At 37.3% G+C, this 13,085-nt stretch carries 8 protein-coding genes; 1 reads left to right on the top strand and 7 read right to left on the bottom strand.

What is annotated here, in order from left to right; genetic code table 11:
- Window positions 1–13: 13 nt before the first annotated feature.
- The 4 genes from WJN01_RS06460 to WJN01_RS06445 form a co-directional block, all read right to left on the bottom strand.
- Entirely contained in the window at window positions 14–1,009 is a 996-nt protein-coding gene (locus WJN01_RS06460; protein WP_445196335.1) for an arabinan endo-1,5-alpha-L-arabinosidase, read from the bottom strand.
- Between the two features lie 8 nt (window positions 1,010–1,017).
- Complete coding sequence (locus tag WJN01_RS06455; RefSeq protein ID WP_445196334.1) at window positions 1,018–1,995, bottom strand: glycoside hydrolase family 43 protein; 978 nt, start codon at window positions 1,993–1,995, stop codon at window positions 1,018–1,020.
- A gap of 7 nt (window positions 1,996–2,002) precedes the next feature.
- Window positions 2,003–3,511: an alpha-N-arabinofuranosidase gene (locus tag WJN01_RS06450; RefSeq protein ID WP_445196694.1), complete on the bottom strand. Its 1,509-nt coding sequence runs from the start codon at window positions 3,509–3,511 to the stop codon at window positions 2,003–2,005.
- 390 nt (window positions 3,512–3,901) lie between these two features.
- Window positions 3,902–7,840, bottom strand: a complete 3,939-nt coding sequence (locus tag WJN01_RS06445) for an FG-GAP-like repeat-containing protein (RefSeq protein ID WP_445196333.1) — start codon at window positions 7,838–7,840, stop codon at window positions 3,902–3,904.
- A gap of 577 nt (window positions 7,841–8,417) precedes the next feature.
- Between WJN01_RS06445 and WJN01_RS06440 the strand changes: the two genes are divergently transcribed.
- Window positions 8,418–9,107, top strand: a complete 690-nt coding sequence (locus WJN01_RS06440) for an NUDIX hydrolase (protein ID WP_445196332.1) — start codon at window positions 8,418–8,420, stop codon at window positions 9,105–9,107.
- 67 nt (window positions 9,108–9,174) lie between these two features.
- Here WJN01_RS06440 and WJN01_RS06435 read toward each other — a convergent pair whose 3' ends face one another.
- The 3 genes from WJN01_RS06435 to WJN01_RS06425 form a co-directional block, all read right to left on the bottom strand.
- The gene (locus tag WJN01_RS06435) at window positions 9,175–9,951 is read right to left on the bottom strand and encodes a rhamnogalacturonan acetylesterase (protein ID WP_445196331.1); all 777 of its coding nucleotides are present in this window, start codon (window positions 9,949–9,951) and stop codon (window positions 9,175–9,177) included.
- Window positions 9,938–11,959 carry a pectate lyase gene (gene pelA, locus WJN01_RS06430; RefSeq protein WP_445196330.1) on the bottom strand — a complete coding sequence of 674 codons (2,022 nt, stop codon included), beginning with the start codon at window positions 11,957–11,959 and terminating at the stop codon, window positions 9,938–9,940. Before pelA ends, WJN01_RS06435 begins: the two co-directional genes overlap by 14 nt.
- 153 nt (window positions 11,960–12,112) lie before the next feature.
- Window positions 12,113–12,901 carry a T9SS type A sorting domain-containing protein gene (locus WJN01_RS06425; RefSeq protein ID WP_445196329.1) on the bottom strand — a complete coding sequence of 263 codons (789 nt, stop codon included), beginning with the start codon at window positions 12,899–12,901 and terminating at the stop codon, window positions 12,113–12,115.
- Window positions 12,902–13,085: the final 184 nt, after the last annotated feature.

Raw genomic sequence — 13,085 nt, 5'->3', positions numbered from 1 at the left:
TTTTAGTTGTTATTTAATCGTGTTGTTTAATCGTTGGTTTTACCAGTGGCCATAGTTCATCATCCCAGTCAAGTTCAGACACAATCAATTTTGGCCTACCATTATCGTGGGCATCATAACCGTGATAAAACATATAATCCTTATCATTAAAGGTGTAGGTGCTATTATGACCAACGCCAAACCAATTTTCATTTCCTTCAGCTACCAAAGTTCCTCCTCCTTCAAATAAAGATTTTCCATCTTTATCATAATACGGGCCTGTTGCCTTATCAGAACGTCCCACAACTACTTTGTAAGTGCTATTTTTTCCTCTACAGCATAAATCCCAAGACAAGAACAAATAATAATACCCATTCTTTTTGAAAATAAAGGGTGCTTCTAAAGCCGCATCTCCAGGATTAGTATCTTTCAATTCAAAACTACGCTCTCTCCTTGCAATAGTATGCCATTCTTGAGGTTCTGCAATAGATTTTAAATCTGAATTTAGTTTAACGATTTTAAGACCATCCCAAAAAGAACCGAACGACAACCAAGGGATATTATTTTCATCAAAAACCAAATTGGGGTCTATTGCATTCCATAAATCCCGATTTGGAATAGATTGAATAACAATGCCATGGTCTATCCATCTATAGTTTTCATCCTTTGGATTTAAGGTAACATTTGTGGCCACACCAATGGCAGAGGTATTTTTGGCAAATGCTGAAACTGAATAATACAAATAATAAGTATTGTTATGAAAAGAAATGTCTGGAGCCCAGATATGATTTCTGAATCCAGGCACAACAGTATCCGTCCACTCTGGCTTTTCGGAGAATACAGATGGTTCCTTTTCCCAATTTTTTAAATCTTTTGAACTGTAACAGTCAATTCCTCTACCCGTGCAATATAAATAAAAGGTGTCTCCTTGTTTAATGACCACAGGGTCGTGTACGCGAATGTTTTGTGCGGTTAATGATAAGCCAAATAAAGGAAGAAAGGAAAAAAATATCAGGCGGAGTAGTTTCATAATTTTAATTATTCTTGAATACCCTCAGATGTCATGATAACACGTTTCATGGTGCCGTCTTCATTATAGTAAAGTCTGTCTACACATACCGAACGCCTAAAACTTCCTCCATGAGTAGGGATGGAACCATTGTGATAGATAAAATAATCCTTCCCTTTAAACTCAATAATGGCTTGATGGTTTGTGTTACTATTTCCTGCTACTTCATTTAATATTCCTCTAAACTCCCATGGACCATTAATGGATTTACTCATGGCATAAGCTATTTTTTCTGGAAACTGGTAAGCATAAGATAGATAGTACCAATCGCCTTTTTTATGAATCCAAGGAGCTTCGGTAAAATTTGGTAAATCAATGGTCATAATTGGACCATCCAACTCAATCATATTGGGTTTTAACTTGGCGTATTTGCAAACAGTATTTCCCCAAAACAAATAAGCCTGCCCATCATTATCAATCCAAACCGTTGGGTCTATATCGTCCCAACTAATTTTCGTTTGGGTAGTCATGTTATTTGTAATCAATGCTTTACCAATAGCATCTTCAAATGGCCCAATTGGACTATCTGAAACCGCAACTCCAATTGCCTTGCCGTGAATACTTCCATGCTCAACAGTAACATACCAATAGAACTTTCCATCTTTTTCTATAACTTGAGAAGCCCAAGCACTGCCGGAAGCCCATTTAAAATCAGTTGGTTTTAACGGTACTGGATGTTCGGTCCAATGTATCATATCTGGTGATGAATACACTAACCACTCATGCATTCTGTATGCATTAACATCATTTGGCGCTTGATCATGACCGGCGTATAAATACACCTTTCCATCATACACAATTGCAGCTGCATCAGCCGTGTATTTCTCGGTGATTATTGGGTTATTAAATTTTAAGCCATCTGTAGCCGAAAAACTTCCCTTACTTTTACTGGAACCGCAAGCAAAACAAATAAATGAAGCCAATAATGAGACGAATACTTTATTCATAACTGATTTATTTTCCTTCTACCATAACTACAGAAAACGGAGGAATTGTAATAGAAAGTTTTCCTTTTTTGAATTTAAAATCCTTGAATTCCCCAACAGCAATTTTGCCAGGATTGTCAAAACTATTGTGATCTTGTAATTTCTTTGAAGCTACTACGGTTCCTGTAAAACCTTCTACTCCTAATTCACCACAATCAATCTCAACTACATTTTCTTTTTGAGAATCGATATTAACCAAAGATATATGGACCAAGCCATTTTTATCTTTTGAAGCTGAAGCTGATATCGCAGGAAGTGATTCTCCGTTAAAAGTATATTTAGGTGATTCAAAAGAAACAGGCAAAAGCTTTGAGTCTTGATGAGCTGCATACATTTTCATGACGTGATAGGTAGGTGTCAAAAGCATTTTTTCACCATCAGTTAAAATTACAGCTTGTAACACATTTACCGCTTGTGCCAAATTGGCCATTTTAATTCTATCGGCTCTTTCATTAAACATATTTAATGAAATACCAGCAATCATAGCATCACGCATTGAATTTTGTTGGTACGCAAACCCTGGATTTGTTCCTTCCTCAACGGCATACCAGCTCCCCCATTCGTCCACTACCAAAGCAACTCTTTTTCTAGGGTCATACTTATCCATAATTGAGATATGCGTATCCAAAATTTCACTTGTCTTTAAACATTGTTTCATGATAAGGAAATAATCTGATTCGTCAAATTTTGTAGCAGAACCTGAAGGCGGCCATCCTGTACGTGTGTAATAATGAAGTGAAAGTCCCCACATCATCCAATGGGGCACATCCTTCATCATAACTTCGGTCCAATGATAATTGTCTGCATCAGCTCCTGAGGCAATTCTTTTGACACTAGAACCTGGATAACTTCTAGCATAAGTTGCATATTGCCTATACAAGTTAGCGAAATATTCAGGTGTCATGTTACCACCACAACCCCAACTCTCATTGCCAATGCCCCAGTATTTAACACGCCATGGTTCTTCTTGCCCGTTAGCCTTTCTCCATTTGGCCATGTCTGTGTTTCCATCGTAATTGCAATACTCAACCCAATCGTTCAGTTCTTCAACCGTTCCACTTCCCACATTGCCTGCCAAATAAGGTTCAGCATCTAATAACTCGCATAATTTTAAGAATTCATGGGTTCCAAAGCTATTATCTTCTTCTACCTGACCCCAATGCGTATTTATTATAACAGGTCTGTCCTGCTTTGGGCCTACACCATCTTTCCAGTGGTACTCATCGGCGAAACAGCCTCCAGGCCAACGCAAATTAGGTGTCTTCAATCCTTTAAGGGCATCGATAATATCATTTCTAATACCATTTGTGTTTGGTATTGAACTATCTTCTCCTACATAAAATCCGTCATAAACAGATCTTCCTAAATGTTCAGCAAAATGCCCATAGATATGTTTACTAATAATTGGTGCCTTCTCATCTGAGCTTATTTTAATTGTTGTACTTTCAATCTGCGAATAAAGAGATAATGTAAACATCAAAGAGACCGACAAAACTCTCACAAAAACAATTTTAAATTTAGACTTGACCATTGACTTATAGTTATTATTTATTGATTTACCTATACAATTTCAGAAAAGATGTTTAAAAGTGTAAAATATACACTTGCAAAATAATCAAAAAAAACATCTTTAATATAATTTGATATTATTTTTTGAATATACTCATAAAAAAGAGAATTTTTTTAAAATTAATCAAAATATATAATTAAAAAATCTACTTATTATCAAAATTAAATAAGCATTTAGATAAATAAATATCACTCTTTTTAAAATAAAGAAGTCTCAAAAATAATTTAAAATTAATCATCAAATTCAAACTGAATTTTTAAAATGAATTTTTCCAATTGGCCTTAAAGCAATTATTCTTTAATTGCTCGTCACCATTATTTTTAACGAATGGTTATTCACTCTAAGGATGTACATGCCAGTAGCCATGGCCACTGGAAATATTAGCCTGGTGGTCCCATTATCCTGATTGTATTCCCTTGAGAGCAGCTGAAGAAGTCTGCCGTTGATATCGAAAAGCAGGATGGAGTCTTCCAAGGTTGCACCTGTAACGAACAATTCTTCAGAGGCCTTGCGGATAGGGTTTGGGTAAACTTTAACCTCTGCTTCCGCTATTATTGTTGGTTTCTGTAGTCCCTCGAAGAACCTCACACCGAAGTCATATGCATCCTTACCTATCTTTTCGCCGATTATACGCCCCGGAATGTCATCTAGTGGCGGATGAATGCCACCCCAAATCCTTGACAAACTACACTGGTCCGATGCGTCCCTGTATGTGGCCCATTGTAATTTTACGTCCATTGAGGGGCCTTCCTCGAACACCAGGAACTCATTCTTCTTGGCAACAAATTCCCCAATACCCCCGGGAAAGTACTCATCGCCCGTAAGCATAGTCATCACCACAGCGGCAGCCCGGGAATAGGTTGAGTGACCTGAGACATAACCTGCAAAAGGGGGTGTTACAAACGATGGCCTCTGGTAAGGCCACCAGTCCTCCGCCAATATCCAGCCAACGCCAGCTTCGTCCACAACAGGGTCTACTATATAGTCATGACCTTTCCAAGAATACAGCTTTATCTTTCCAACGTTCTCGTTGCTGTCGCCCGCCAAGGGGTCGCCTACCTCTATAATCTCAATATAACCCGTCTTCAACGGTATGCCCAATGCGTCATAGTGCTTCCCTGAAGGATTAGTACACTGCCCCTTCGCACACATGTACCGTATGGCAGAAATCGGCCGAATGTAATCGTACCAGCCCTTGATTGCCCATGAAGTTATTGCCACGTCATGCATCGCTCCCCCTAGTAGAAAATATGCCTTCACGTCCCACTCAAGATCGGGAAGGATGTCCCCCTCTCCATGGAACCGCTTCTCGAAAAGCTCGTGGTCGTTCACATAGTTTAATATCGTGAACCAGTGGCCAGGTGGCGTCTCCGAATCAGGTCCGTCTGCCCAGAACTCGGCCAATACCCTGGCATAGTCACCTCTTGGCACCAACTGTTCATCGTATGGCGCTTGTGTGTATGGGTTCATGGAACGGCCTGTGCCGATATCGCCGCCCTCTGCCTCCTTATAAAAGTCCTTGTAATCGGAAAACTGCTGTGGCAGTTGATCGAACTGAATATTGCCAATGGTATTCGGGGAAATGTCCCAGAACACCCCATCTGTGGGATCCAGCTGAGAACTCCATTTGCTCACCAATGAAAAGGCCCATTTGTAATCATCGCTCGAGACTGTTGGCGGTGTACCTGGGTCATGATAAACTTGATACACATCACCATCCCTGGTATAGGTTATCCTATCCTCTTTCTTTAGTGAGAAAGGATAAACGTTGCCCCATTCAGGACTCAAAAAGGCAGGAGTCTTGCCTTCAATCACATTCCCACTTTGGTCTATAAAGGTATCAAAACTCAATGGCTGCCACCTGTTGGGGTCTATCTGTGTGATGTCGTTCACACCAGGATTATTGAGTACTAAGGGCTCATTGACCGGCTCGTAATATTCGTTCTGGTAATGGCCAACTTCATTGGAGTTATCCTGTAGACCATAGGCAATAATCTCGGCAGCTATAAAATTTCCCAATGCACCGGGGTCACCCGAACTGTAGTCAATTGATTCATAACCCGTGTCATAACCTAGGCTAGCCATGGCCACATCCAGGATACTCTTGGACAGCGCTGGGCTCGGTGATTGGCTAAATCGCTCCGATAGTAGCCTGTAGGCCGCATAGCTGATTGTCTTATTCCTTGCCTCTATAACGTCCTCGGTGGTTGAAAACCCCTGAAAACCGCTCTGGAAACCATGCACCTCATTGCCTATAAGATAAGGAGAGGCTTTGGCATCGTATAGGGCCCAAGCATCGTACATAGCAATGCCCGTGTGGAACAGGTTCCTTGCGTGTACCGTCGGGCGAGCATAATCCTTACGGATAAGGCTCAGCAGTGTCTCATTCCATAGCCTGGCAACGGAATGCTCATTGCCACTTGATTCTTCGTCAAGCAAGGTAACGACCAGTTCCAATGGCTCGCTTGAACAGGTGCCGTTTGACTCCAAAAGCGTTATAATCCCCGTTTCCCCTGTGCCCCATTGCACTACGATACCATTATCTTCCTGGGTGTTCACAATCTGACCACCCGTGACCTGCCAGTTCAATATATAGCCTTCTTTTAAAGGGTAAGTGTAGAGCTCAATGCTGTTCTTCAGCGTCCTAATCTTTCCAGTTATGTTACTGGTCTGTAAATAAATACAGGTGCCCGTACTGACCACAGCATTGGGGTTGTAGTTACAGGAGTTTGGATCCGTACAGCCATAGGTTTTAATACTGGGCGATTGATCTATAATCTCAAAGCTTTCACCCTCCCTCGCCTTGATGAGCTTGTCCACCGGCAGGTCATAATATATGTCAATGATACCGGACGGCCAGGAAATCTTCAGCTCCTGAACCTCGGCATCCGCACCCAATCCAAAATGAACCGGCACCAGGTTCTGTGACAAAAAGCCCTTACCAGTGAAATACCTATGCAACCAACCACTAGCCGTGTGTATCGAGACCTTCGTCCCAATCGCGTCGCGGTTGGAGACCGTGCCTTCTAGCTTTATTTTAAACCAGTGAAAGTTCTCTGTAGGATTTGCAAAATCGGTGGTGATGTTCTCATAAAAATAAGATGGCTTGTCGTTGTTTGAAAGAAAAATATCCAAATCACCATCATTATCATAATCAAAAATACCAGCACCCACACTTTCAGTTAACTCTCCCAATCCTGTCTTTTGGGAACTATCTGTAAAACCAACTTCATTTTGGCTTAGTAAATTCTCAAAATACCTATTTTGATAATAGGAATGAAACCCATTGACGATATATAAATCTTCATCTCGGTCTAAATCAAAATCAGAAAAATTTGTATCCCAAGCCCAATCAGTGCTATGAAGACCAAAAGTTTTACCCTTATCCACAAAGGTATTATCACCATTATTTTCATAGAGTACATTATCTCTAATTGCAGTAACAAACAAATCGAAAAATCCATCATTATTATAATCTCCAAAAGCCATTCCCATATCGGTTGTAGCATGATCAAGTCCAAACTCATTGGAGTTCTCTACAAAGTCGTCGCCTTGGTAATTAATAAACAATTTGTTTGTATAAGAATCATTGGCCACATATAAATCCAACCAGCCATCATTATTGAAATCAAAGGGTATACTTTGGTAAGAGCGTTTGTTGGTAATGCCTATGGGAAACAAATTACTAACATTAGTAAAAGTACCGTCTCCATTATTCTTGTATAACCGATTTCCTCTACAACTAGTCTCCCATTCTGAAATATGAATATCTAAGAACCCGTCGTTATTATAATCAAACCAGGTAGCATCAGTATTTGCACATCCTTGTCCATAGGATGTAGCTTCAAAAGTAACCTCTTTAAAAGAGCCATTCCCCTCATTATGAAATAACTGAATCTTATATAAATGGGTCATGAACAAATCAGGATAACCATCATTATCATAGTCTCCCCAAAAAGCCCCGTATTTAAAACCTTGTAGAGCGCTACTTACTTTGACTAAACTATTATAAGGGTATAGATTTACCAATCCTGAAGCTTCAGTCATATCAGTGAAAGTTCCATCGTTATTATTGCTAAACAATCTACTCTTACTGTTGGAAACTCCATCAACATCCATTGCTCTAGCAACCACAAAAATATCAAGGTCACCGTCTTGGTCATAATCGGCTATAGCCACACCATTATTTTCTTCAAGTCCACTAAAGCCAGCAAAAGACTCAATATGCTTAAACATTTGGGCATTGATTGTGCTGCTACAAGCCAAAATCAGACTGACAATGAACAAGCTAAAATAATTTCTGAAAATAATTTTACTTAAAGGCACTATTTTTATTTCCACTTTTTTATTTACCTCTCTAAAAAAAGGCAAGCATTGTTTTGCATTAAACACTTTCAAATCAATTTTCTAAATAAATTCACGCTATCAATTAATTTGTTGTAGGGTTATTTAAAAAGATGTGGGTATATTTAATCTAGCTAAAATTTGACCTAACTAAATTAATACAAGCATAAAAAATAAATTAGATTCATAATTATTTAAACTCATCCTGTTCCGGGTTTGTTTTATTTGATTATAATCACATGACAACCAAAATTTTAAACCCAAATAATATAATTTGATTATGTAAATTAGTCTGAAAAAAGAGACCAATTAAATCATAAGTTTAAATTATACATTTGAATTTGAATAACAAAAAATTTAACACCGATTATTTTTTTTAATAAATAAATGTGCCTTTAACACTTAATCAATATATTTGAAAAATTATTGAATACCATAAACCTTATATTAGCATAAAAATTAGCAATTCATGTATAAAGGATATATTCCTGAAGATAAAGTTTTTCTTGCTGTTGATTGTATTATTTTTGGATTTGACGACGAAGATTTAAAAGTACTGCTCATTCAAAGAGATTTCGAGCCTGAAAAAGGAAAATGGTCGTTAATGGGTGGATTCTTAAAGCAAAATGAAACATTGGATGATGCCGCAGAGAGAATACTTCATAGATTAACTGGGATGCACGATATATATATGGAGCAGCTTTACGCATTTAGCGAGGTTAATAGAGATCCCGTTGCCAGAACCGTGTCTACATCCTACTACGCCATTATAAATATTGAAAAACACAATGAAGAGCTAATCGAAAACTTTAATGCCAAATGGTTTAGCTTGTCTGAAGTGCCAAAATTGATTTTCGATCATGATGAAATGCTAGACAAGGCCATTAAACGGTTAAGAAGAAGAACTTCAATCAATCCTATCGGATTCGAGCTGTTGCCGGAAAAATTCACCATGCGGCAACTGCAAAAACTTTACGAAGCTATTCTAGACAAAAAACTTGATAAAAGAAACTTTATCAACAAAATACGCTCTATGGACATTTTGATAAAGTTGGACGAAAAAGACATGACCTCTTCCACAAAAGGCTCTTACCTCCATATGTTTGATCAAGAAAAGTACATAGAAAAAAACGACAACGACTTTTATTTGAAGTTATAAAATCATAAGATTTTACCTTTTATTATTCAAACAAATGTAAACTTGACCTTTCTGCAAACGTCTTGTGTTATCTATAATAATTTGCTAAATCGGGAACTTTTCTCTTCAATTCTGAAATTGCAAGTTTTGCAACTTCATTAGCCCCAAGTTCTGATAAATGGGTATTGTCCTCTTTACCATTTTCGTAATATGGATGTTCCCCAGGTTCAAAATGCAAGTGTAATTTCTTCGATTCTTCAACACCATATAAATTCTCTAAAAGTTCAGTGAAATATTGAAGATCTATAAATGGCACCTCATATTCCATGCCAACTAATCTTGTTTCCAACGGGTATTCCCCATGTGTGTCTATTAAAGTACCAAACTCATTAAAATTCCTCCTAACAATTGATGAAAACAATACAGGATTAGCACCTTTTTCTCGTGTTTCAGTAATATATTTTATTAAATTATGACGATATGTAACATGTGGATTGGTATACCTATCAGGAGACTTGAATTTTTGATCGTTATGCCCAAATTGAATAAATACATAATCGCCTTTCTTTAAGGTTTTTAGGATAGAATCCCAACGACCTTCGCCAATAAAACTTCTACTGCTTCTACCATTTACCGCACGGTTATCAACAGTTACGCTATCATTGAAAAATTGATGTAGTACTTGCCCCCAACCATGTTCCGGATTCTCTTCAGGGTTCTTTTTGTTGGCCATTGTGGAATCACCTATCATGTATATTGTTATGGCTGAATTTTTAAGGTCTTTTGATTCTCCATTGGAATTCTGTTCTTTGCACCCCATCGTGGCAACAATTAATAAACAAACTAAAACTTTAAAGTTTTTCATACCATTGAATTTTTGAATTGTTACTAGTATCTCCCAAAATATTCTTTTTTGTATATTTTTTTGCTTCCCGTTTTGTTAATTGATGTGACCAATTAACTCTTTCCGAAGGCTTAAAACCCGTTCCTTTACAATTGTATTCTGCATAAAAGGTTAAAGACTCAGCATCCTTTTTAGACCAATTATGCCAGCCCTCAGGTCTAATATGCCCACCCATATCACAATCAATAAAAACCGTTTTTGCAAATAAGCGCCATGGCCTTCCTAGATAGACTTGATTAACATTGTCATCTGCAGTAAGCTTACAATTTTTAAATACATAACCATACTTTTGACCTTGTGGTGTTGAAGCTGCCGAAATATAGGAATTAGATTTACTATGAATGGTACAATTTTCAAAAAGTACAGTAGCTGCACCAAATATAAAATCCACACTACCTGAAATATAGCATTTTTTAAAATAATGCTTAAAGCCTTCTCCGGCAGTATATAACGTGTCCTGATATCCCCAAAAAGAACAATTTTCAAAATAGCATCGGTTGGCATTTACCGAAAGTGCCACAGCCTGTCCAACGGGTCCAGATGTATTTTTTATGGTCAAATTTTTGGCAATAAAGTCATCGCCTTCAACCAAAAGGGTTGATGTATGAAAAGTACTGTTTCTACCCAAGTTTATTTTTTTAAAGAAGTCATCAAAGGTAATTATGGTATTTTCTTTGCTTTCCCCGAGCAATGAAACATGCGTATTCCAAGAATAAACACGTACTTTTTCACGGTAAACACCATTCTTAATATTGATGATAACGCGTTGATAAGGAAAAGCTTTGGACGCATAGATGGCTTCTTGTATGGTTGTAAAATCCCCGCTACCATCTTTTGCAACCACCATATTGTATTCCTCTTTAGGCTTTTTATTAAAATTTGGCTTATCGTACTTGGCTTTCCATTCTGGATATTGGTTTAATACCACGCTAGGGTCGTCGGTATACCATGCATAGCCTCGCCTGCGTTCTAATCCAATTTCTGCCATAGTTGCCTTTTTAATCCCATCTCTATCACAAAAAAACGGTTTATTGTCTTCTAAATTCATGAAACGTGCCCATAATGGTTTCGCATCAGGGTCTTTTACAATCTTTTTGTCCACAAATCTTCCTTCCTCATTTACAATGTATTCTTGCCTTATTCCTGTTAATTTTACATCATCAAACCATGCAACTGCACTATTTATAGCATTAATGATTTCTTGTGAGGGGTTTGTTATAGACATTAACAATAGTACAATTCCAGCGGATTCTTTACCACTTAGTGATGGCAACTCATAACTTCTAGCTTTTGCCGGTTCTAGGGTATTTTCATCATGTTGTGCACACCAGCTTGTTAAAACACCATTTTGCCTGTATTGTGTTTTTAAAATACAATCAACTCCCTTTTCAAAAGCCTTTTTAACTTTAGTTAAAATTTCATCCGATGGTTTTATAGAGATCCTTTCTGGATGATCTTTCAAATCTTTTAGAAGATTCATAATGTTCAACATGGAATCGTCGTTGTAAGTGATATGGGTGTAATAACCCTCTTTTAGAGGAAAAAATTGAGGCCAACCTCCATTTTGATATTGCGCTTTTAAAACATAATCTAACCCCAAAAGGAATGCTTTTTTGTAGCGTTCATCTGGAACTTGTCTGTACATTTTTGAAAGAAATCGCATTTCCTGAATGGTAGCGCCATTATCGGTCGTAACATCTTCAGTGCTTTCCTTTAAGCCCAACAATTTTTCCCTTTCACTTTCACTAAGAGGTTCTTGCATTTGAATATTTTTAGGCCAGCCACCAATATCCCTTTGGTAAAGCAAAACATTTTCTGCTATTCTTTTAGCCTCCACCGACGCAAACCAAGAGCCTTCATTTTTGTGGATTATCTGTCTCCATCCTGTGCGATGCACTTGAGCCTGTAATTGGAAACTACAAAAACTCAATAATAAAACAATTGTAATCAAAAATTTATTAAACTTCATTTTACTTTCTTTTCAATATTCGATTAAAGCCAGACCCATTTCCTCATAAATTTAAAACAACAAGCTTAATGTTAAATCTTTATATGAAAACAAAAGGACACCTTGTTTAGGCATCCTTTATGTTTTATCTAAAAAAAATAATAAACTAATCTTTTACTTTAAAAGCAATTTAACAGACTTTTGTCCTTCAGAAGTTTTTACCGTGGCAATGTATAACCCCGATTTAAAACTAAAATCTGCATTTGTGTTAGTTCTTAATGATTTTACCAATGCGCCTGTCATGCTGTAGATATTTATTTCAGTATCTAATTTTACATCAGAAACATATAATCTATTTCCGATTGCTCTTACATTGGTTGTTACGGACGATTGAACATCATTGACACCAAGTACATCAGCACCTACTCCAGTAACTTCAATTTTATGAATACTAAAGTTATTGGTTTGAGAAATATAAATGGTTCCTGCTCCACCAACGTAATTAACAGTTAATTTTTTTGGAACATCTTGTTCGCCATCTGTCACTATTGTTCCAAGAACGCTAGTCCCATCTGAAATATTAAGATCCCTGGCACTAGACCCTCCTGCCGCACACCAAATAGTGACATCTACATTACCTGAAACAGGAAATGACAAATAACGTCTACTTGTTGGCAACTCAGCGGTTCCGCCAGAACTACCGTTCGTTCTAAAACGTAACGCAGAAACAAAACCATCACCAAAGTCAATAACACTTGCGTTTATCTGACCCATATTATCACTGGACGTATGGGGCACAATTGTTAAATTATCTACTACTACAGTACCTCCAGCTGCAGGATAACCAGCAAAACCATCTGTTTCAGGCCAGTTACTAGAAAAATCCCATGTCTTGGTTTGGGCTTGTAAAGTTGCTGTAAAAAACAGCACTGGTAAAATAATTAAAAGTAATTTTTTCATCATATAAAATAGTTTTAGTTTTAATTCGACCACTTTATTGTAATCGATTGCCTAATTTATGTATTTTTTTTTTAATATGAAATTGTTTTTAGGTTTATTAACATAATTTTTTCTAAACCAGAAGTTTTGACCTTCCATTTCAATTACTCAAAAAAAAGGGAGATTTATATAAATCTCCCTTTTCCTA

Origin of the sequence: Tamlana sedimenti (assembly GCF_038148895.1) — a bacterium.
Taxonomy (GTDB): domain Bacteria; phylum Bacteroidota; class Bacteroidia; order Flavobacteriales; family Flavobacteriaceae; genus Tamlana.
The sequence above is the reverse complement of the archived record's forward strand: the minus strand, read 5'-3'. Positions and strand labels throughout refer to the sequence as shown.